Annotated in this window: 30 protein-coding genes; all 30 read left to right on the top strand. The window is 63.3% G+C overall.

Features of this window, described 5'->3' with window-relative positions; genetic code table 11:
- The first annotated feature begins 192 nt into the window (after window positions 1–192).
- The 30 genes from RO069_RS00895 (at window position 193) to RO069_RS00750 (ending at window position 18,561) form a co-directional block, all read left to right on the top strand.
- Complete coding sequence (locus RO069_RS00895) at window positions 193–363, top strand: hypothetical protein (protein ID WP_328184666.1); 171 nt, start codon at window positions 193–195, stop codon at window positions 361–363.
- Window positions 356–757 (top strand): hypothetical protein, encoded by a 402-nt coding sequence (locus RO069_RS00890; protein ID WP_328184664.1) that lies wholly within the window; start codon window positions 356–358, stop codon window positions 755–757. The genes RO069_RS00895 and RO069_RS00890 overlap by 8 nt, the downstream gene beginning before the upstream one ends.
- Window positions 754–1,377, top strand: coding sequence for a hypothetical protein (locus RO069_RS00885; RefSeq protein ID WP_328184662.1), 624 nt, complete (start codon window positions 754–756; stop codon window positions 1,375–1,377). Before RO069_RS00890 ends, RO069_RS00885 begins: the two co-directional genes overlap by 4 nt.
- A complete protein-coding gene (locus RO069_RS00880) occupies window positions 1,370–1,936 on the top strand; it encodes a gp16 family protein (protein WP_328184660.1) in 567 nt (188 codons plus the stop codon). The genes RO069_RS00885 and RO069_RS00880 overlap by 8 nt, the downstream gene beginning before the upstream one ends.
- Window positions 1,933–2,448, top strand: a complete 516-nt coding sequence (locus RO069_RS00875) for a hypothetical protein (RefSeq protein WP_328184658.1) — start codon at window positions 1,933–1,935, stop codon at window positions 2,446–2,448. The genes RO069_RS00880 and RO069_RS00875 overlap by 4 nt, the downstream gene beginning before the upstream one ends.
- Window position 2,449: 1 nt before the next feature.
- Window positions 2,450–2,848 (top strand): Mor transcription activator family protein, encoded by a 399-nt coding sequence (locus RO069_RS00870; protein ID WP_328184657.1) that lies wholly within the window; start codon window positions 2,450–2,452, stop codon window positions 2,846–2,848.
- Window positions 2,849–2,890: 42 nt separating this feature from the next.
- A complete protein-coding gene (locus RO069_RS00865) occupies window positions 2,891–3,214 on the top strand; it encodes a hypothetical protein (protein WP_328184655.1) in 324 nt (107 codons plus the stop codon).
- Window positions 3,215–3,499: 285 nt separating this feature from the next.
- Window positions 3,500–3,706 carry a hypothetical protein gene (locus RO069_RS00860; RefSeq protein WP_328184653.1) on the top strand — a complete coding sequence of 69 codons (207 nt, stop codon included), beginning with the start codon at window positions 3,500–3,502 and terminating at the stop codon, window positions 3,704–3,706.
- Window positions 3,707–3,839: 133 nt separating this feature from the next.
- Window positions 3,840–4,142, top strand: a complete 303-nt coding sequence (locus tag RO069_RS00855; RefSeq protein WP_328184652.1) for a putative holin — start codon at window positions 3,840–3,842, stop codon at window positions 4,140–4,142.
- A gap of 2 nt (window positions 4,143–4,144) precedes the next feature.
- The gene (locus RO069_RS00850) at window positions 4,145–4,852 is read left to right on the top strand and encodes a transglycosylase SLT domain-containing protein (protein ID WP_328184650.1); all 708 of its coding nucleotides are present in this window, start codon (window positions 4,145–4,147) and stop codon (window positions 4,850–4,852) included.
- On the top strand, window positions 4,840–5,226 hold the full coding sequence (locus RO069_RS00845; RefSeq protein ID WP_328184649.1) for a hypothetical protein: 387 nt from the start codon (window positions 4,840–4,842) through the stop codon (window positions 5,224–5,226). The genes RO069_RS00850 and RO069_RS00845 overlap by 13 nt, the downstream gene beginning before the upstream one ends.
- Window positions 5,223–5,537, top strand: a complete 315-nt coding sequence (locus tag RO069_RS00840; RefSeq protein ID WP_328184647.1) for a hypothetical protein — start codon at window positions 5,223–5,225, stop codon at window positions 5,535–5,537. The genes RO069_RS00845 and RO069_RS00840 overlap by 4 nt, the downstream gene beginning before the upstream one ends.
- Window positions 5,537–5,767 (top strand): TraR/DksA C4-type zinc finger protein, encoded by a 231-nt coding sequence (locus RO069_RS00835; RefSeq protein WP_328184645.1) that lies wholly within the window; start codon window positions 5,537–5,539, stop codon window positions 5,765–5,767. The genes RO069_RS00840 and RO069_RS00835 overlap by 1 nt, the downstream gene beginning before the upstream one ends.
- Window positions 5,767–6,150 carry a DUF2730 family protein gene (locus RO069_RS00830; protein ID WP_328184643.1) on the top strand — a complete coding sequence of 128 codons (384 nt, stop codon included), beginning with the start codon at window positions 5,767–5,769 and terminating at the stop codon, window positions 6,148–6,150. Before RO069_RS00835 ends, RO069_RS00830 begins: the two co-directional genes overlap by 1 nt.
- A complete protein-coding gene (locus tag RO069_RS00825; protein WP_328184642.1) occupies window positions 6,147–6,446 on the top strand; it encodes a VpaChn25_0724 family phage protein in 300 nt (99 codons plus the stop codon). The genes RO069_RS00830 and RO069_RS00825 overlap by 4 nt, the downstream gene beginning before the upstream one ends.
- Window positions 6,447–6,448: 2 nt before the next feature.
- Window positions 6,449–6,997, top strand: a complete 549-nt coding sequence (locus RO069_RS00820) for a DUF3486 family protein (protein WP_328184641.1) — start codon at window positions 6,449–6,451, stop codon at window positions 6,995–6,997.
- Complete coding sequence (locus tag RO069_RS00815; protein ID WP_328184640.1) at window positions 6,997–8,511, top strand: terminase large subunit domain-containing protein; 1,515 nt, start codon at window positions 6,997–6,999, stop codon at window positions 8,509–8,511. The genes RO069_RS00820 and RO069_RS00815 overlap by 1 nt, the downstream gene beginning before the upstream one ends.
- On the top strand, window positions 8,511–10,079 hold the full coding sequence (locus RO069_RS00810) for a DUF935 domain-containing protein (RefSeq protein WP_328184639.1): 1,569 nt from the start codon (window positions 8,511–8,513) through the stop codon (window positions 10,077–10,079). The genes RO069_RS00815 and RO069_RS00810 overlap by 1 nt, the downstream gene beginning before the upstream one ends.
- Window positions 10,079–11,353, top strand: coding sequence for a phage head morphogenesis protein (locus RO069_RS00805; RefSeq protein ID WP_328184638.1), 1,275 nt, complete (start codon window positions 10,079–10,081; stop codon window positions 11,351–11,353). The genes RO069_RS00810 and RO069_RS00805 overlap by 1 nt, the downstream gene beginning before the upstream one ends.
- A 283-nt stretch (window positions 11,354–11,636) precedes the next feature.
- Entirely contained in the window at window positions 11,637–12,686 is a 1,050-nt protein-coding gene (locus RO069_RS00800; RefSeq protein WP_328184637.1) for a phage protease, read from the top strand.
- Complete coding sequence (locus RO069_RS00795; RefSeq protein WP_328184636.1) at window positions 12,686–13,087, top strand: hypothetical protein; 402 nt, start codon at window positions 12,686–12,688, stop codon at window positions 13,085–13,087. Before RO069_RS00800 ends, RO069_RS00795 begins: the two co-directional genes overlap by 1 nt.
- Before the next feature lie 11 nt (window positions 13,088–13,098).
- Window positions 13,099–14,019, top strand: a complete 921-nt coding sequence (locus tag RO069_RS00790) for a Mu-like prophage major head subunit gpT family protein (RefSeq protein ID WP_328184634.1) — start codon at window positions 13,099–13,101, stop codon at window positions 14,017–14,019.
- Window positions 14,020–14,096: 77 nt separating this feature from the next.
- Window positions 14,097–14,672, top strand: a complete 576-nt coding sequence (locus RO069_RS00785; protein ID WP_328184633.1) for an HI1506-related protein — start codon at window positions 14,097–14,099, stop codon at window positions 14,670–14,672.
- Window position 14,673: 1 nt separating this feature from the next.
- Window positions 14,674–15,090, top strand: coding sequence for a gp436 family protein (locus RO069_RS00780; RefSeq protein WP_328184632.1), 417 nt, complete (start codon window positions 14,674–14,676; stop codon window positions 15,088–15,090).
- Window positions 15,087–15,548: a phage virion morphogenesis protein gene (locus RO069_RS00775; RefSeq protein ID WP_328184630.1), complete on the top strand. Its 462-nt coding sequence runs from the start codon at window positions 15,087–15,089 to the stop codon at window positions 15,546–15,548. Before RO069_RS00780 ends, RO069_RS00775 begins: the two co-directional genes overlap by 4 nt.
- Window positions 15,545–16,081 carry a hypothetical protein gene (locus RO069_RS00770; protein ID WP_328184629.1) on the top strand — a complete coding sequence of 179 codons (537 nt, stop codon included), beginning with the start codon at window positions 15,545–15,547 and terminating at the stop codon, window positions 16,079–16,081. The genes RO069_RS00775 and RO069_RS00770 overlap by 4 nt, the downstream gene beginning before the upstream one ends.
- A 5-nt stretch (window positions 16,082–16,086) precedes the next feature.
- Window positions 16,087–16,290, top strand: a complete 204-nt coding sequence (locus RO069_RS00765; RefSeq protein WP_328184628.1) for a DUF2635 domain-containing protein — start codon at window positions 16,087–16,089, stop codon at window positions 16,288–16,290.
- A gap of 3 nt (window positions 16,291–16,293) precedes the next feature.
- A complete protein-coding gene (locus tag RO069_RS00760) occupies window positions 16,294–17,781 on the top strand; it encodes a phage tail sheath subtilisin-like domain-containing protein (protein WP_328184627.1) in 1,488 nt (495 codons plus the stop codon).
- Window positions 17,782–17,827: 46 nt separating this feature from the next.
- Window positions 17,828–18,181: a phage tail tube protein gene (locus tag RO069_RS00755; RefSeq protein ID WP_328184626.1), complete on the top strand. Its 354-nt coding sequence runs from the start codon at window positions 17,828–17,830 to the stop codon at window positions 18,179–18,181.
- Window positions 18,181–18,561, top strand: coding sequence for a phage tail assembly protein (locus RO069_RS00750; RefSeq protein ID WP_328184625.1), 381 nt, complete (start codon window positions 18,181–18,183; stop codon window positions 18,559–18,561). The genes RO069_RS00755 and RO069_RS00750 overlap by 1 nt, the downstream gene beginning before the upstream one ends.
- Window positions 18,562–18,581 lie beyond the last annotated feature (20 nt).

Genomic DNA, 18,581 nt, shown 5'->3' with positions numbered 1-18,581 from the left:
ACGGGAGGACGACATGGCACAGCGATTTCGAGCAACCGAACTGGGCCGGGAACGCAAGTGCACCAAGTGCGGTGACTACTGGCCGGATGATGCTGAGTTCTTCTACCTCAGCAAGGGAAAGACCCAACAGCCATGCAAAGCCTGTTATGCACAGCTGCCTTCCAGGAAGGCACGCAGGGCGGGAGCGGCAGCATGAGAAGGATTTACAAAGAATTGAAGCCCCTGTTCCTAGTGGCCTCCGCTGCGTGGGTACTGGGTTTTTTCGGAATGCTTGGTGCCAGCGCGGGGGCAAAGTTCGTCAACGTTGCCGTGGTTATTGCTTACGAAGAATCCCCCGTCGAGGAGAGCGACAGAGATGAATAAGTGGAACGAGATCAAGAAGCGCCTGGAGCACCTGGGCGGACAGGTCACCCTGCAGGCCGATGGCCACAAAGTCACCCTCAGGAAGGTCCACGACGGGAAGCGTATCTTCGTCGTTGTTTATGTGGACGACTACCAGCGAGGCGAATGGACCAAGGTGGAAGACGGGAAACCGGTGCACCCGGAAGCGCGGTTCTGGCGACCAATGAAGCGCGCTGCCTACAAGCGAAAAGGTTACAACCAGCTCAAGAAAGTATTCGGCAAGAAAAAAGCCGATCGGATGGTGACGCCCCAGGTAATTGGCTTTGTCCCAGATTTCGGTACCGAGGGATCCGCAGTGGCGCACCTGAGGAAACACTTCCCGGATCTGGAGATTAAAGAGGAGGCTCAGCCGTGAGTAACGATATTGAGCGGGAAGCGTTTGAGGCGTTCTGGCGTCGGACCATGAATACCGGGGTCTTTGATCTGGCCCGAACTAAATACCCTATGACCAGAGACGAGGATCAGCAGTACCTGTGCCACGAGACAAATCGCGCATGGCTGACATGGCAAGCACGCGCCCAGGCCAGCGCCGGGGTGGTGCCGGAGGGGTGGGCAGTCTGGAAGGATGCTGACAACCATATCCGAATCGACTCCCCAAGAGACGCGCATCTTTGCTGGAAGCGAGACGACAATCTGGCGGACAGCCACCCCATGAACATGCTGGCTGATCTTGGAGAGGCCATGCTCACCGCCGCCCCCACCGCCCCGGCTGGTGGAACGCCGGCAGCCCGGTGGCGAGAGAACGGCGAGCCTGACCCGCACGGCGAAAGATACAACGGGGAACGGGCGTCTCTGTGCCGTGGCGACGTGACCGATGACGAGCTGGCGAACGAGGTTTACCTGTACCCACACATCGGAAACCTCACTGCTGCGAAAGAGAGGATTCGCTGGCTATCGCGCAAGCTTGTCGAAGTGGAAGCTCTCGATATTGGGGCACAACGGCCCGGCAAAGACAGGGGTGTATCCGGTGGCTAAGGACAACCGCAAAAAGGTCACCGCCCAGGTCCACATCGCACGCAAGCAGCTGGGCCTGGACGAGGAGACCTACCGTGACGCCATTGCCCTGGCCACGGGCGGCAAGCGGTCCTGCGCCGACTGCACTGTGGCGGAGCTGTACCAGGTGCTGCAGCACATGAAGGAACGGGGCTTCAAGGCCCGGCCCCGCAAGCGGGTGGCGCAGCACCCGGGTACCCCGCACAACCTGGACTGGGAGCCGATGCTGCAGAAGGTGGAGGCCCTGCTGGCCGAGCTGAAGGCGCCCTGGAGTTACGCCGACGCGATCGCCCAGCGCCAGACCGGTATCGAGAGGGTGGCATGGCTGAAGAAGCCGGAACACCTGCGGTCGCTAATTGCGGCACTGGACGTGGAGCTGGAGAAGCGCCGCAAGCTGGACTTGTTGGAGCGGCAACTGGCTGAGAGCGGGTTAACGCTGGAAGACGTGGAGCAGCAATTCCCGAACATCCGCAAGGGCTGGCGTCGCCATCGACTGACCCTGGACCTGTTGGCTGACCACTACGCGGAGCGTGGCGCATGAAGTTAGGCCGCTGCCCCATCTGCCACAGCCATATCCAGTTGGAAGCGCTGATCCAGGACGACGCCGGCAGCGAGTTGCTGGGTGTTCTGTCTGGCCTTGGCCGACCGCTGGCCCGGCCCCTGGTCCAGTATCTGGGCCTGTTCCGCCCGGCCAAGAGCGACCTGAGCAATGCCCGGGCCCTCAAGCTGGCCCAGGAGACCCTGGCGCTGGCCGACCGGGACAGCCTGACAGCGGCGCTGCAGGACACCATCCGCAGCCTGCACGAGAAGCGCCAGCGGGGCGAGACCAAGCCCCTCAAGAATCACAACTACCTGAAGCAGGTGCTGGCCACAGTGGCGCCGGAAGCCAGACGTCCAGCGGCTGAGACGGAGAACCGCCGCCCCAACGTGACCGAGAAGAAACAGGGCATGGAAGAGAGCCCGGAGGAATCCCAGCGCAAGTGGGAAGAGCACATGCGCAAGCTGGGTGTTGACCCCGAGAAGTACACCACCAGGCCGAAATCCGGAGGCTGATATGACCGACTGGGATACCGATTACCTACCCACATCGCTGAAGGAACTGATTGACGTGATCGGCCTGGAAGCCACCCAGGCACTGGTCAGTGTCTACGGGGGCACCCGGCTGACGGTGCCGGCCAAGATGCGGGACGACCACCCACTGGCGGAACTGCTCGGCGTGGAAGCCGCCCGGACGCTGTCCCAGCACTACGCCCTGGAGCGCGTCGACGTACCCACCGGCAGCGCCGCCACCAAGGCCGCACGCAACCGGAAGATGCGGGAGGAACACCAGGTGGAAGGTATCTCGGTTCGACGCCTGGCGCTGCGGTACCGTCTCACCGAGCGGCGGGTGTGGGAGATCCTGGCCGAGAGTGTGCCGGATGATCGGCAGGCGGATATGTTCAATGAGTCGTGACCAACGGTTACACTGAGTTAACCATCACTTGAGGAGAACGAAATGTCGATTAAATACCTGCTGTTATCTTGTGTCTTGGTCATGACTTCGACCGTAGCCAGTGCTTCGGAAGATTACTTTGAGGAGTGGTGCGATACCTTCACTGCCCAAGGCATGGTCTCCTTGGCGGCCAACAGAATTTATGGTCGGACCAGCACGCTGAGTGATTCCGAATATGAGGCAAGAAGCCAATGGGTAAACGCCGCCTACAAGCGTGCGGAAGAGCGGTTCACCAAGCTTACTGGACAGGAATTCCAGGGCTATGAATTTGAGTCGGGCCGTGAAGACTGGGTATCCAGGTGCCAGTTAGCGGACCAGATCCAGTAGGAGTCCCCCGCACTGACTCGCTTTCGCTGGGCCTCGGATATGGTTGGCCATAGCCGATTAGCCCGGCGTCACCCCTCCACAAAACTCTCCTGTGTTTCCGCATTAGCTGATGTCTGTTCCTCAGGTTGCAGTTGAAAAACCGGCTGTATCCTAATTTTCGACACCCCGTAAGCCAATGGGGGTAAGCGCGGTTTTCCGGTGTTCTGAGCGGTTAAACTATTTCTGCTTACGATTTCGAAAAATCGCACTATGCTCTGTTTCAGTCGTACACAACAGGAGATGTCTATGCCGAAGAAGCCCACCCCAGAGGAATTGATGGAGGAACTGCGAGAGGTGCAGGCCTGCCGGAGCGCGATCACGGACCTGACCTCACCCTCCTTTGACATGCACTTGGTCGACCGTAACAACGTCGCACGGTTGCAGGGTTTCTTTGATCGTTACGATGAACGGCTGCTGAACGATTTAGAGCAGGTGTTGAGGCCCGACAGCTGACGCTTGGCTACTGATAACTTGCCATATCTTCCAGGTCTGAGTAATCTTTGCCCATCGTCTTTCAGGGGTGCAAGTCACGCCCCTGAAGGGCTTCAGGCCCAGACCTGACCCTCCCCGCCGCTAACCTGCGGCCATGGATAAACAAACCTTTCTCGACAAGTTCCGCGCTGGCCCCTGGCTGATCGTCACGATTGTGATGGCTGCCGTTGTCGGCTTCCTGTACCCACACCAGTTGGGCGTTCTGCTCTGGAGCCTGACCAAGCTGTCAGCCGGTGCATACCTCGGTTACTGGATTGACCGCTCGATCTTCTACTACGGCCGTCCTGGCGACATCTGTCACAAGGACATAGACACTGCACTGTTGATCATTGGCAGCATGATGCGACGCGCACTCATCATGGCCGCTGCCATCCTTGCCCTTGGACTGGGGGTCTGACCATGCCGCTGTTCCATCGAGTTGTGCGGGACATGGAACGCGACGCGCTTGTTCCGACCGGTACCTACATTCGGGTATGTCTTGCTGAGGCACTGCTGGTGGCGCTGTTACTACTCTTTCTCTGCGCTGCGGCCAACGCCCAGGGGATACCTGGTGCTGCCGATCACTATCAGCGTGAATTGACCCGCATTGTCCAGCAGGAGCAAGGCCTGGACGGGTTGGTGGTCGTCTACGCTGCACAAATCCACCAGGAGAGCGGCTGGCGCCCCGGCGTTGACAGCCCTGTTGGCGCCCAGGGTATAGCTCAGTTCATGCCAGCCACCGCCGACTGGATCGCCGATATTTACCCCGACCTTGGCCAGGCCGCGCCGTACTCCCCCGGCTGGGCAATGCGAGCGATGGTCCGTTACGACCGCCATATCATGGAGCGTGTAAAGCCGTGGTACGCGCGCGATGTACCTGCCTGTGACCTGTGGGCCTTCACCCTGAGTGGCTATAACGGCGGCCCAGGGTGGGTGTCACGTGACCGGCGTCTGGCCAGGGCTGCCGGTCACAACCCCGATCTCTGGTGGGGTCACGTTGAGCACTTCACCAATCGCGCCGACTGGGCAAAGCGGGAGAACCGCCACTACCCACGGCGAATACTCCGGGAACTGACGCCGCGCTACGCCAAGGCCGGCTGGCAGGGGATTGACCCATGTTCAAGATAATCAGCGGTGTGGTCATGCGATGGCTGGGAGGTGGCACATTGGCCGCCTTGTTGGCTATGGGTGGTGGCTGGCTCTGGCATGACTGGCAGACCGGCCGGCTGGAAGAGCGCCTGGCCGAAGCGCGCGGTGAATCAACCGACCTGCGCAGCAGCCTCAGCCATTGGCAGGCAGAAGCGGAACGCCGGAAGCAGGCACTGGACCAGGTGCGGCAGGACGTCAGAGCGGCGGAAGCTGCAATGCTCGAACTGGAAGCCCGGCTGGAACAGAAGGATGCCGCCTACGAGGAACTGTGGCAGCGGATACAAACGGCACCTGAGAGCGACGATGGACCGGTGGCACCGGTACTTCGAAAGACCCTGGAGGGCCTTCCATGAGGTGGCTGCTGGTATTGGTACTTGCTTTTGCGATGGCCGGTTGCGGCACCACCCCCGAACCGATCCCCACACCCGAACACATGCCGGCTCCCGTTGTCTGCGACCTGAATCAGGGCATAACAAAGCCGGAGCCCGAACCGGTGCGGCCAACCGGAGACTACACCCAGCGCCATGTGAGCGATTACGTGGCCCGCCTGCATCGTTGGGGCTCCCGGGGCTGGGAGAAATTGGCATCGGCCAGGCAGCGCAACGAACGCTGCAAAGAAAAACACGAACCAAATACCGCCGAATCAGAAGGTGAGGATCAGTAGTGGCGATCGATGAGAAAGCTTATGAGGAAGCTCAGGCGCTGACCGAGCGCCTCACCCGGGCCGGGGTGGAGCAGGCGCTCCAAGTTCACCTGGAGGCGCCGCTGGAATACAACGGCCAGCGCCTGTGCCTGGACTGTGACTGCCCCCTGGGCGGGGCCCGCCTGGAGGCCAACCCCAACGCTGTGCGATGCGTTGAGTGCCAAACCGACCATGACCGCAGGGGGGCGTAATGGAGTTGCTGGAGTTCAACTACGAGGCTGCCCGGTTCTGGATGGGGTTTATCCAGCTGGTCGCCCTAGTTGCGTTATTCATCTACACGCACCTGACCAACAAATCCAAGGCCAATGCCAGTGCGATCAACACGGTGCGCGGTGATATGGAGCAACAGTACGACCACCTGGAGGAGCGGGTCAGCCGTTCCGAGCGGCGGCAGGACGTCTTCGAGAGCAAGCTGGATGGAGCGCCCACGCACCAGGATCTGTCCAAGGTCTACGAACGGCTTAACGATGTGGCGGAGGACCTGTCCGGCGTGTCCGGTCAGATGCGCGCCCTCTCGCACCAGCTGTCGATGGTCAACCAGTACCTGCTGAACAACAAGGGAGACCACAAATGAGCTACCAGGACTTTCAGACCGAAGGTCGCCGTCTGGGCATTCTCCGCATCCTGTCACGGCGTAACCAGTTCACCACCAATGAGTACAGTCTCAGCGATGAGCTGGGCGGCAACTACGGCCACGTGGTCAGCCGGGATCAGTTGCACACTGACCTGGCCTGGCTGGAGGAACAGGGCCTGGTGATCTGCCAGCAGCCCCGGGCTGGCTGGATCGTCACCCTGACCAGCCGTGGTGGTGATGTGGCCGAGGGCCGGGCCCGGGTACCGGGTATCGCCCAGCCCAGGCCGGGGGTATAACCATGCCGCCGCGCTCAAAGATTTACGATCTGCCCCAGGATCTCCGTGAGGAGCTGAATGAGCGGCTGGTCAGCACCGGCTTCCAGAACTACGACGGCCTGACCGGCTGGCTGGAAGAGCGCGGCTTCAAGCTCTCACGCTCCGCCGTGCACCGGTATGGCCAGGATCTCCAGGAAGAGTTCGAGGAGGCCATGGGGGATGTGCGCAAGACCACCGAACTGGCCAAGGCCATGGCCACGGACCAGGAGGACGAGAGCGGCCACCTGATCGACGCCACCGCCCGCATCGTGCAGGACCAGCTGCTGCGGATCTCCATTGCCATGCGCAAAGCCGAGGACGATCCGGCCAAGGCCGCCAAGCAGCTGGGCAGCGTGACCCGGGCCCTGGCCGAGATCGGGCGGGTCTCACTGGGCCAGAAGAAGTGGGCGCGGGAGCTGCGACTGGAAGTGGCCCGGGAAGCCGCCGAGGCCGCCGAAGGGGCCATGGCCAGCCAGGGCATGACCCGCGAGTCCATCGACGCTATCAAGCGCGACATCCTGGGCATTGCGTGATGAGTGACACCCTGCCTGACTCGGTCCTGCTGCCGTACCAGAAGGCGTGGATTGAGGACGAGTCCGAACTCAAGATCGCCGAGAAAAGCCGCCGCACCGGCCTGACCTGGGGCGAGGCGGCGGACGCCGTGCTGACGGCCAGCGCTGCAAAATCCGCCGGCGGGACCAACCACTTCTACGTCGGCTCCAACAAGGAAATGGCCATCGAGTTCATCGATGCCTGCGCCATGTGGGCGCGGGCCTTCGACCGGGCCGCCTCCACCGTCCAGGAAGAGGTCATCGAGGACGAGGACAAGGATATCCTCACCTTCAATATCCGCTTCTCCAGTGGCTTCAAGATCCAGGCACTGTCCAGCCGCCCCAGCAACCTGCGGGGCCGCCAGGGTAACGTCACCATCGACGAGGCCGCCTTCCATGCCGAGCTGGCCGAAGTGCTCAAGGCCGCCCTGGCACTGACCATGTGGGGCTCGAAGGTTCGCCTGATCAGCACTCACAACGGTGCCGAGAACCTGTTCAACGAACTGATCCAGGACAGCCGCGCCGGCAAGAAACGCTACAGCGTCCACCGGCTTACCCTGGACGATGCCTGTGACCAGGGCCTGTACCAGCGTATCTGCCAGGTGCGCGGCAAACCCTGGAGCCTGGAAGCCGAGAAACAGTGGAAGGACAACCTGCTGCGGGACACAGCCACCCGCGAGGACGCCCTGGAGGAATACTACTGTGTTCCGAAATCCGGTGGCGGCGCCTACATATCCCGTGCCCTGATCGAGGCCCGGATGGTGGATGCCCCGGTGGTGCGCTTTGAAGGGACCGCTGAGTTCAATGCCTGGCCGGAGCACTTGCGCCAGGCCGAGGTCCACGACTGGTGCGAGAGCGAGCTGCTGCCGCTGCTGAAGGCGTTGAACCCGGAAGAGCGCCACTGCTTTGGTGAGGACTTCGGGCGCAGTGGTGACCTGACGGTCATCGCCCCCATGGCCATCAGCCAGCAACTCAAGCGGCGGACACCGTTCCTGGTTGAGCTGAGGAACGTGCCTTTCAAGCAGCAGGAACAGGTTCTGTTCTACATCGTTGACCGGTTGCCTGGCTTGCAGTACGGCGCCCTGGATGCCCGGGGCAACGGCCAGTACCTGGCTGAGCAGGCCGTCTATGAGTACGGCCCCGATCGCATCGAGGCGGTCATGCTTTCCCAGGCCTGGTACCTGGATGCCATGCCCCGGTTCAAGTCCGCCTTTGAAGACGATGGCATCGAGATTCCCCGAGACAGCGACGTGCTGGATGACCTCCGCGCCCTGCAGGTGATCAAGGGCATCCCCAAGCTGCCGGACGCGAAGACCGGCGAAGACAAGAAACGCCACGGTGACGCCGCGATCGCGCTGGCCCTGGCCTACTACGCCAGCTTCCAGCAGGCCGCCCTGGAATACGGCTATGAGGCGGTCCGCACCGGGCCCGACCAACGACACCACCGCCCGGTGCGCGCCACCGCTGGCTTCCGTAACCGAGGAGGACTGCTGTAATGGCGGAATCACCCATTGTGGACACAAGCGGCCGTCCGATCCGGAAGGCCGACCTGAAGAAAGAACTGGCAGCGCCATCGCTCACCGGTGTACGCCAGGTATGGCACAACGGCATCGCCAGCAACCTGACCCCGGACCGGCTCGGGTCGATCCTGCGGGCGGCAGAGAACAACGACGGCCACGACTACCTGACCCTGGCCGAGGAAATGGAGGAACGCGAACCCCACTATGCCTCGGTACTGGGCACCCGCAAACGGGCGGTCAGTGGCCTGGACGTGGTAGTGGAGTCCGCATCCGATGACCCGGCGGACGTGCGCCTGGCGGATGCGGTGCGGGACCTGGTGCGCGATGCCGCCTTCGGCAGCCTGATCGAGGACCTGCTGGACGGCCTGGGTAAAGGGTATTCGGTGGCCGAGATGATGTGGCACACCCGCAGTGGCCAGTGGTGGCCCCGCGAATACGTGTGGCGGGATCCGCGCTTCTTCCGGTTTGACCAGGCCACAGGCCGCGAGCTGCGCCTGATCGACCCGGAGAACGTGGCCGAGGGCATCCCCCTGAAGCCCTACAAGTTCATCGTACACAGGCCCCGGCTCAAGACCGGCATCCCGTTGCGGGGTGGCCTGGCCCGGCTGGTGGCGGTGTCGTACATGGCCAAGAGCTACACCCTGACCGACTGGTTGGCCTTCGCCGAGGTGTTTGGCATGCCGCTGCGCCTGGGCCGCTACAACGCCAATGCCAAGCAGGATGAGGTGGATATCCTGCGGGCGGCCGTCGCCAACCTGGGATCGGATGCCGCCGCGATCCTGCCCGAGGGCATGAAGATCGAGTTCCAGGAGATTGCCAATACCCGGGGTGGTGCCGAGTTGTTCCAGGGCCTGGCGGAGTGGGTCGACAAGCAGACCAGCAAGGCGGTGCTGGGCCAGACCATGACCACGGACGATGGCTCCAGCCAGGCACAGGCCACGGTGCACAACGATGTGCGGGAAGACATCCAGCGGGCGGACGCCAAGCACCTGAACTACACCCTGGCCCGTGACCTGGTAAAGCCGTTCATTGATTTGAACTACGGCGTTCAGCGCCGGTATCCCACCATCCGGATCCACATACCGGAGCCGGAAGACCTCAAGCAGCTGGTCGATGCAGTGGAAAGATTGGTACCGCTGGGGCTTCGGGTGGAGCGCTCGGTGGTCTCCGACAAGCTGGGCCTGCCGGATCCGGATGACGATGCGGAGGTTCTGCAACCACCTGGTGCGGTTTTACCGGGCCAGCAAAGCGCCGCTAACCGGGCTTTAAAGCGGGCTCAAAACCGTGAGTCCGTGGTCAATGAGGAAGATCCGGACTTCGCCGATATCGCCGAGGCGGAGGACGACTGGCAGCCCCAGCTGGCGCCGATGATTGATCCGATTGAACGCCTGGCCCGGCGCATCGCCGATGAAGGCGGTGACGAAAACGACTTCCTGGAGCAGCTTGGCGAGGTGCTGGAGGAGATGGACGAGACCGAGCTGGTGCGTCGGCTCGCGTCCAGCACCTTCAAGGCCCGGGGCCTGGGCGATGCGAAGGATGACTGATGGCCAACTTTGACGCCGGACCGGTACCACGCGATGCCCTGAGTTACTTCCGCGACAAGGATCTGCGGGTCGGGTTTGACTTCCAGGATGTCTGGGGCCAGGAGCACGCCCATTCGTTCACCGTGGCCAAGGCCATGAAACTGGACATCCTGGACGATATCCGCGCCGGCCTGGACGAGGCGCTGGCCGAGGGTAAGACCTTCCGGGACTTTGCCCGGAACGTCAAACCCAAGCTGCAGGAGAAAGGCTGGTGGGGTATCAAGGAGCAGGTCGACCCCAACACCGGCCAGCGACGCCAGGTACAGTTGGGCTCCCCACGCCGGCTGAAGACCATCTACGATTCCAACCTGCGCAGTGCCCGCTCGGCGGGCCAGTGGCAGCGTATCCAGCGCACCAAGGAAAGCCTGCCATACCTGCTGTATGAGCTGGGCCCCAGCGAGAACCACCGGGAAGAGCACGTGGCCTGGGCGGGGACGCTGCTGCCGGTAGACCACCCCTGGTGGAGAACCCGCATGACACCCAACGGCTACGGCTGCAAGTGCCGGGTACGCCAGGTGTCGCGGATGGAGGCGGAACGCCTGGAGCGTGAGGGCGTGCAGGATCCGCAAGCGGAACTGGAGACCGACCCGGAGACCGGCCTGCCCACAGGACGGCGCCAGCGGCGCACCATGCCGGTACGCCGTGAGCCCCCGCCCACCAGGATGGTCAGCTACACCAATAAGCGTACCGGTGAGATCACCCAGGTGGACCAGGGCCTGCACCCGGCCTGGGCTGGCAACCCGGGGCAGGATCGTGTGCGTGTCCTGCGTGATCGCATGACCGGGAAGGTGGACACTCTGGACCAGCGCCTGGCCCAGGTCACCACCCGCGACGTGATGGACAGCCCAATCCTGACCGACTGGGTACGCCGCCCTGATGGTGAACTTCCCGCCGGAGTGATCGATCGCCGCGCCCAAGGCGCCCTGGATGCCGACACTCAGGTGGTGCGGTTGGCACCGGGACGCCTGCCGGATCCGGACAGCCTGGCCGTCGAGGACTACAGGCGGCTGCCGGACGTGATCAACCGGGGTATACTGATCGCCCAGGACGATGACCGGCTGATGGTATTCCGAAGCCGTGAAGGTGACACCGGCAATCCATGGTGGCTGGCCACCGTCCGGCGCGGCGGTGAGAACCGGCAGCTGTACCTTACCGACTACCGTGTGGCCACTGACGAGGAGCTGGAACAGGCCCGCAGCCGTGGCCAGGTGATCCGCGCCTCAGAACAGCTCTGATCTGGTCAAATCTTGCTCGCATCACAGAGCGCCCTCAGACGCCCTAGAAGACCGATAACGGCCATGGCGCTACCATGGCCGGGGTCAAACCCCGTTCGTCGTTTTTAAATGGGGTTTAAATGCGTTCTCGGCGATTGCCAACCGATGGCCGGGTCCGATAATCTGTTTTCCACCTTCCCGCCGGATCCGTGACCCGGTTTCCCCGACACTATCCCGCACCCGACCAACACCCCTGAATTGTCTCAGGCCCATGCCTGCACCCTACCGCCGATAGTGTGGCGGCATGGACAACACAAACGCACTCCGCCTCACTGGCCTGGCCAAGGCCATCAACTCCGAACCGGTACTGGGCGATCGCCTGGCACTGAACGTTGAACTGCCCCCCGGCGAAGTGCCGGAGTGGGTCGAGCTGCTGCCTGCCGGGGAGATCCTGACTGGTCGCGACGGCCGCACCTGGCGCAACCGCGATCCACAGGCGGTGGTGGAAGCCTCCATGCACCCCGGCATTGACATGGTCATTGACTGGGAGCATGCCAGTGAGCACCGCGCCCCGAAGGGTGAGGACGCCCCGGCGGCGGGCTGGGTCAAGCAGATGGAAGTGCGCGATGGTGCCGTGTGGGGCCGGGTGGAGTGGACCAAGAAGGCCGCCGCCCAGCTCGAAGGCAAAGAGTACCGTTACCTGTCCCCCGTATTCCTGTTCACCCGCGACGAGCGCCTGATTGTCCGGCTTACCAACGCGGGCCTTACCAACCAACCCAACCTGGTGCTCAAGGCGCTCAACCAGCAATCCCATAACCAGCAACTCCATAACCAGCAACCCCACCAAGAGGAATCCACCGTGAAAGAACTGCTCAAGCGGTTGGGTCTGCCCGAGGATGCGACTGAGGATCAGGCAATCACTGCCCTCAACCAGCTCCAGACAGACCTGGAGACCGCGAAAAACCGGGAGTCGACCCCGAGCCTCGACAAGTACGTGCCCCGTGCCGACTTCGACCAGGCCCAGCGGCGTGCCACCAATGCGGAAAAGCAGTTGGACACCCTGCGCAAGGAGCGCGAGGACGAGGCCATTGATTCCGCCATCAACCAGGCGGTGGAAGACGGCAAGATTGCCCCGGCCACGGTCGACTACCACAAGGCCCAGTGCCGCACCGAGGGTGGCCTGGATCGCTTCAAGGCCTTCGTCGAAAGTGCCCCGGCCATCACCGGCGATTCCGGCCTGGACGGCCGCAAGACACCGGGGGCTGACAAGGCGCTCAACACCGAGACCCTCCAGATTGCCGGCATGATGGGCAACTCTGAAGAGGACCTCAAGAAATACGGAGGGGTCAACTGATGCCACTGACTCAAGACCGCATGACCGCCAGCCGTGACGGTGAGCTGATGCCCTTCGCCATCGCGGCGGGCCAGCAGATCTTCCTGGGGGCCCAGGTGGCCGTAAACGCCTCCGGCTTCCTGGTGGCTGGTAATGAAGCGACTGGCCTGACCTACATTGGCCGGGCCGAGGCGCACGTGGACAACACCGACGGCGCCGATGGCGACAAGACTGTTCTTGTCCGTCGTGGCAAAGCCTTCCTCTGGAAGAACGACGACGCCGATCCCGTCGGCCAGGACCTGGTCGGTAAACCCTGTTACATCCTGGACGACGAGACCGTCGCCGGCACGGATGGCACTGGCACTCGTTCCGAGTCCGGTACCGTGCTGGTTGTCGAGTCTGCCGGCGTCTGGGTCCAGTAAGGAGAACAACAGTGATCGTAAACAAGGCAGCACTCGACGGCGTGTTCTTCAACCTGAAGACCACGTTCAACCGCGCCCTGAAGGCCGCAGAGCCGGAGTGGGAAAAGATCGCCATGAAGGTGACCTCCAGCTCCTCCGAGAACCGCTACAAGTGGATGGAGCGTTTCCCGGCCATGCGTAAGTGGGCGGGCGAGAAGGTGGTCAAGCAGCTGAAGGCGCAGGGCTACACCATCATCAACGATGATTACGAGGCCACCATTGAGGTGGACCGTAACGACATCGAGGACGAGACCCTGGGCATCTACGGCCCCGAGGCCGAGATGGCCGGCTACAGTTCCGCCCACCTGCCGGACGAGCTGGTGTTCGACCTGGTCAACGCCGGCTTCACCGAACTGGCCTACGACGGCCAGCCTTTCTTCGACACCGATCACCCGGTGGGTAAGAAGGATGGCACCACCATCAGCGTCTCCAACAAGGGGACTGCGGCCCTGAGCCACGCCACCCTGGCAGCGGCACAGGCCAGCCTTGGGGCGGCCAGGACGGCATTGCGCAAGATGAAGGACGACGAGGAACGTCCGCTGAACATCAACCCCAATTTGCTGTTGGTACCGGCGGCCCTGGAGGACACGGCCAAGGCGCTGGTGAGCGTCGACCGCCTGGAGGACGGCAAGCCCAACCCGTACAAGAATGCGGCCGAAGTGGTGGTCTCCTCTCGCCTGACCTCCGACACCGCTTGGTTCCTGCTGGACACCACCAAGCCGGTCAAGCCTTTCATCTTCCAGGAACGCAAGGCACCCGTGTTCGTCTCCCAGACCAACATGGATAGCGACAGCGTGTTCCTGCAGAAGAAGTATCGCTACGGCGCGGAAGCCCGTGGTGCTGCCGGGTTCAGCTTCTGGCAGATGGCCTACGGCTCCACCGGTCAGGGCTAAGCCCCGCCGGCGCGTGATCTGAAAATGGCCGGGTGCGCCCGGCCATTTTTGAACCGAACAATCATTGGGAGGGCACCATGGCTGCCACCAAAACCAGCAAGGCACGTTCCACCAAGCAGGCCACCCAGGCCAGCAAGACCACCGCTGCCGAAAAGGACACCGCCAAGCCCGAGGTAACCACCCAGGGCGAGGACAAGCAGGCCCAGGACCAGGCCAGCAAGGACACCACTGCCGAGAAGGACAACAACCAGACCCAGGATGCCACCAAGCCCGAGGACACCAGTCAGGGCGAGGACAACCAGGGCCAGGATCAGGCCGGCGAGGATAGCCAGGACCAGGGCAACACCGAGGCCCAGGACGCGGCAGGAGGCGATCAGGCATCACCGGCGGATGGGGGCGACAGTGGCGACACCAAGGATCCGCAAGCGAAACCGGAAACGGGCGGCGAGACGCAGACCCAGGAATCACCGGAGGTGAAGCGCATCGGGGTTCGATCCACCACCCCCAGCTTCCGCCGGGCCGGTTTCCAGTTCGGGCGCACCGAGACCTTCCTGGATGTTCGCCGGCTGACCGACGAGCAGCTGCAGGCCATCCAGGAAGAGCCGCGCCTGGTGGTTCGCCCGTTGACCACGGGCGGGGACCAGGAGGCCTGATATGGCTGTCTACGCCACGCTCCAGGATCTGATTGACCGCTTCGGGGACGATGCCGTCCTCGTGGCGTCCGATCGGGACCGGGATGGCCAGATGGACACGGACGTTGTCGACAAGGCCCTGCTGGATGCAGACGCCGAGATCGATACCTACGTGGGCCAGCAGTACAAGCTGCCGCTGCCCACGGTGCCGCGCATCCTGACCAAGCTGGCGGTGGACATTGCCTTTCACACGCTGTCACCGGAGGCCGACACGGCCACCGAGCATCGCAAGACCCGCTACGACAACGCCATCGCCCTGCTGCGTCGCATTGCCAGGGGCGAGGTCAGCCTGGGCATCCCCCAGCAGAGCCCGGTGAGCATCAAGCCCGAAGTGACTTCCCGGCCCCGCCGCTGGGGCCGTGACCGGAGGCTGACATGAGCATCGGCCTGACGTTCGACCTCGCCAGTGTGGGCCGTCTGCAGGAGCGGATTGAGCGCCTGGGTAGGGTCAATCGGCGCGAGCTGCTGGAGCAGCTGGCCGGTGTCGTTGAGAGCCAGGTCCGCCGGCGGATCAGCGAGGAAAAGGAGTCCCCGGACGGTGAGCGTTGGCAGGCCTGGACCTCTGACTATGCCGCCACCCGGCACGGTGGCCAGTCGCTGCTGGAAGGTGACGGCGGACTGATCGATAGCGTGACCAGCGAAATTGACGGTGACCAGGCACTGACCGGCTCCAACCTGGTGTATTTCGCCATCCACAATTTCGGGGGTACCCCGGATATGGCGCCGGGGCCGGCGGGTATTCCGGCCCGGCAATCCCTCGGCTTCAACCAGGACAACCTGGACGAGATCGAGGCGGTGGCTGACCGCTGGCTGGACAACCATCTGGAGGCGGCATGAGCGGCGATATCAAAGAGGCACGGGACACCATCGTGCAGGCGATCAAGGATGCCGTGCCGGGCCTGTACACCTGTGAAGCCCACGGTGGTCGCTTTGACCTGGGCGAGCTGAAGCGCTGGAGCAAGCAGGCCCCCGCCGTATTGGTGGCTGCTGTCTCGGTACCGTCCATTGCCGATGACGCTACCCGCATTGCCGAGGTGCGCTGGGTGGCTTACCTGGTTACCCGCGACACGCCCCAGGCCACCCGGGATGTGGCCGCCCTGGACTTTTCCGAGGCCCTGTTGCGGCTGGTGCGGAAAAACACCTGGTCGTTGGACAACGCCCAGAAACCCGAGCGTGTGGCCGCCGAGAACCTGTACAGCGGCAACGTGGACCGCCATGGCATGGCGCTGTGGGCGGTAAGCTGGCAGCAGGGTATCAGCCTGCGGGCCACGGATATCGCCGAACTGGCGGACTTCACCCTTTATACCGCCACCCATGAAGTGGGTGACGGCCCGGTTGCCGAAGACCGGGTTGAACTGCCCCAGGAGTAATGACTGTGAGCAAAGACACCATCTACGTGAAACCCCGTGAAGGTCTGCGGATCCGCCAGGAGAACGGCAGGCCGCTGCCGGCGGAAGGACGCCACGTGCCTCTGAACTCATTCTGGCGCCGCCGCCTGCGGGACAAGGACGTGGTGGCCGCCCAGGCCCCCCGGAAGGCGAAGGCCAAAGCCAAATCCACTGAGATCAAGGAGGCATAAGCCATGATCAGTGCCGGAATTTTCAACGATATCCCCGCACAGCTGCGGGTGCCTGGCGTCTACATCGAATTCGACGACCGCCTGGCGGGCAACTCCGCCTTCCAGGGCCGGCTGCTGGTGATGGGCCAGCGCCTGGACACCGGCGAGCGGGAGGCCCTGGAGCTGAGCCGGGTCACCAATCCGGACCAGGCCGACCGTTACTATGGTCGGGGCTCCATGCTGGCCGAGATGCTGCGCCATGCGCTGAACGCGCAGCCCTACCTGGAAACCTGGGCGCTGCCCCTGGATGACGTGGAGTCTGGGTCCGGCGGTGTGAAGGCCACGGGCAAGATCGCCCTGGCTGGCAGTGCCAGCGCCGCCGGCGCCATGGTGCTGTACATCGCCGGGTACCGGGTGCGCATTGGCGTGGCGGTGGGAGACGATGGCGAGGCCATTGCCCAGGCGCTGGTGGATGCGATCAATGCCGACACCCGGCTGCCGGTGACGGCCGCCGTCAATGGTACCACCGCCTCGGAAGTGGACCTGGAATGCCGCTGGGCCGGCGAGACCGGGGACGATATCGATATCCGGTTTGCCGCCCTGGGCGAGGATCGTATTGCCGGCGTTACCCCGACCATTACCGAGATGACCGGCGGCGCCAGCAACCCGGACCTGGTCGGCGCGATCGCTGCCCTGGGTCCGGAGCAGTACAACTGGATTGCCTGCCCCTACACCGACACCGCCAACCTGACCGCGCTCAAGGATGAGCTGGACGATCGCTATGGGCCGATGCGCCAGATTGGTGGCCGGGCCTTTGCCGCCTTCCGGGGCACCCATGGTGAAACCGGCACCTTCGGTGGCGACCACAACAGCCCGCACCTGACGGTGATGGGGACGGGTCAGGCCGTCAGCCCCACCTGGTTGTGGTGTGCGGTAAACGCTGCCGTGGCCGGCCAGGCCCTCGCCACCGATCCGGCCCGCCCGCTGCAGACGTTGCAGTTGCCCCTGATCCTGGGCCCGAAGGAAGCCGATCGCTTCACCGACACCGAGCGCAACCTGCTGCTGTACGACGGCATTGCCACGTTCAAGGTGGCCAGCGATGGCACCGTGAGCATCGAGCGCCAGGTGACCACCTTCCAGGAGACCGACAGCGGCGTGCCCAGCGATTCCTACCTGGACATCAATGTGGCGGAAACCCTGGAACGTGTGCGCTATGACCAGCGTGCCCGGATCCTCCAGCGGTACCCGCGCCACAAGCTGGCCGAGGACGCCGATGCCGGCAACTTCGGCGCAGGCCAGCCGATCGTCACGCCCAACGTGGTGAAGGCGGAGCTGTTGAGCCTGTACCGGGATTTCATCAGCCGGGGCTGGACCCAGGACTACGAGGGCTATGCCGAGTCACTGGACGCGGCGGTGGACACCGAGAACCCGGGCCGCCTTAACGTGATCGACTCGCCCAAGCTGGTTGGTCAGTACCGCATCCACGCCATGCAGACACAGTTCCGGAAGTAGCCTTTAAGGGCTGCGTAAAACCGGTTTGAGACAGGAGTAAACCGTTATGAAAATCACCGGCAACGTGACCGTTCGTGAGGGTGGCGAAGAGCTGCTGACCGACGGCAAGGGTACCCTCAACCCGGGTGGGTTTGAGCGTGAAGCCAAGATGAACGGCCGCCGCACCGTTGGCTTCAGCGAGAACCCGGTGGCGCCGACGCTGAGCATTGTCATCCACCACACCCAGGACACCGACATCGTGCGGCTGTCCAACCTGACGGACGCCACCATCCTGCTGGAAACCGATAGTGGCCAGACCTGGATGCTGCGTGGGGCTTTCTGCGCCAGCCCCACACCACTGGATATGGGGGCCGGTACCGTTCAGCTTGAGATGTCTGGCCTGGCCCTGGAGCGTGTGTGATGGCTGAGGTAGACGTTGAACTGGAAGAAGGCCTGGTGGTGGGTGAGAAGACTCACAAAAAGGCCAGGATCCGGGAGTTGACTGCTGGGGATATCTTCGATGCCCAGGCCGAGGCCGAGCGTGTGATCCAGACGGAGGAAGGTCCCCAACTGGTGACCAGTCCCAGCGCGGTGGGTATCCATACCCTGCGCCGTCAGATCGTCTGCATCGGCGACCTGGACGGACCGCTTTCCCTCAAGGAGATGCGCAAGCTGCACCCGGTCGACCTGGAGCTGCTCCAGGAAGAGAGCATGAAGCTGGAACAGGCGGTGATCGCCTCCATTGCGTCCCGCGAGGTGGCGCAGCGGGGGCGAGCTGATGAGGGCCAGGCCGAATCTTGACCGCGCCACTGTGTGGGTAG

Source organism: Marinobacter sp. OP 3.4 (genome assembly GCF_036224885.1).
Lineage (GTDB): Bacteria > Pseudomonadota > Gammaproteobacteria > Pseudomonadales > Oleiphilaceae > Marinobacter.
The sequence above is the reverse complement of the archived record's forward strand: the minus strand, read 5'-3'. Positions and strand labels throughout refer to the sequence as shown.

Bases quoted from the DNA above. Each gene is read 5' to 3' on its own strand.
- RO069_RS00755 (WP_328184626.1), top strand. From the start codon at position 17,828: ATGAAAATCACCGGCAACGTGACCGTTCGTGAGGGTGGCGAAGAGCTG.
- RO069_RS00750 (WP_328184625.1), top strand. From the start codon at position 18,181: ATGGCTGAGGTAGACGTTGAACTGGAAGAAGGCCTGGTGGTGGGTGAG.
- RO069_RS00860 (WP_328184653.1), top strand. From the start codon at position 3,500: ATGCCGAAGAAGCCCACCCCAGAGGAATTGATGGAGGAACTGCGAGAG.
- RO069_RS00795 (WP_328184636.1), top strand. From the start codon at position 12,686: ATGCCACTGACTCAAGACCGCATGACCGCCAGCCGTGACGGTGAGCTG.
- RO069_RS00870 (WP_328184657.1), top strand. From the start codon at position 2,450: ATGACCGACTGGGATACCGATTACCTACCCACATCGCTGAAGGAACTG.
- RO069_RS00800 (WP_328184637.1), top strand. From the start codon at position 11,637: ATGGACAACACAAACGCACTCCGCCTCACTGGCCTGGCCAAGGCCATC.
- RO069_RS00810 (WP_328184639.1), top strand. From the start codon at position 8,511: ATGGCGGAATCACCCATTGTGGACACAAGCGGCCGTCCGATCCGGAAG.
- RO069_RS00865 (WP_328184655.1), top strand. From the start codon at position 2,891: ATGTCGATTAAATACCTGCTGTTATCTTGTGTCTTGGTCATGACTTCG.
- RO069_RS00785 (WP_328184633.1), top strand. From the start codon at position 14,097: ATGGCTGCCACCAAAACCAGCAAGGCACGTTCCACCAAGCAGGCCACC.
- RO069_RS00850 (WP_328184650.1), top strand. From the start codon at position 4,145: ATGCCGCTGTTCCATCGAGTTGTGCGGGACATGGAACGCGACGCGCTT.
- RO069_RS00770 (WP_328184629.1), top strand. From the start codon at position 15,545: ATGAGCGGCGATATCAAAGAGGCACGGGACACCATCGTGCAGGCGATC.
- RO069_RS00840 (WP_328184647.1), top strand. From the start codon at position 5,223: ATGAGGTGGCTGCTGGTATTGGTACTTGCTTTTGCGATGGCCGGTTGC.
- RO069_RS00820 (WP_328184641.1), top strand. From the start codon at position 6,449: ATGCCGCCGCGCTCAAAGATTTACGATCTGCCCCAGGATCTCCGTGAG.
- RO069_RS00805 (WP_328184638.1), top strand. From the start codon at position 10,079: ATGGCCAACTTTGACGCCGGACCGGTACCACGCGATGCCCTGAGTTAC.
- RO069_RS00830 (WP_328184643.1), top strand. From the start codon at position 5,767: ATGGAGTTGCTGGAGTTCAACTACGAGGCTGCCCGGTTCTGGATGGGG.
- RO069_RS00815 (WP_328184640.1), top strand. From the start codon at position 6,997: ATGAGTGACACCCTGCCTGACTCGGTCCTGCTGCCGTACCAGAAGGCG.
- RO069_RS00875 (WP_328184658.1), top strand. From the start codon at position 1,933: ATGAAGTTAGGCCGCTGCCCCATCTGCCACAGCCATATCCAGTTGGAA.
- RO069_RS00780 (WP_328184632.1), top strand. From the start codon at position 14,674: ATGGCTGTCTACGCCACGCTCCAGGATCTGATTGACCGCTTCGGGGAC.
- RO069_RS00855 (WP_328184652.1), top strand. From the start codon at position 3,840: ATGGATAAACAAACCTTTCTCGACAAGTTCCGCGCTGGCCCCTGGCTG.
- RO069_RS00775 (WP_328184630.1), top strand. From the start codon at position 15,087: ATGAGCATCGGCCTGACGTTCGACCTCGCCAGTGTGGGCCGTCTGCAG.
- RO069_RS00895 (WP_328184666.1), top strand. From the start codon at position 193: ATGAGAAGGATTTACAAAGAATTGAAGCCCCTGTTCCTAGTGGCCTCC.
- RO069_RS00760 (WP_328184627.1), top strand. From the start codon at position 16,294: ATGATCAGTGCCGGAATTTTCAACGATATCCCCGCACAGCTGCGGGTG.
- RO069_RS00845 (WP_328184649.1), top strand. From the start codon at position 4,840: ATGTTCAAGATAATCAGCGGTGTGGTCATGCGATGGCTGGGAGGTGGC.
- RO069_RS00825 (WP_328184642.1), top strand. From the start codon at position 6,147: ATGAGCTACCAGGACTTTCAGACCGAAGGTCGCCGTCTGGGCATTCTC.
- RO069_RS00890 (WP_328184664.1), top strand. From the start codon at position 356: ATGAATAAGTGGAACGAGATCAAGAAGCGCCTGGAGCACCTGGGCGGA.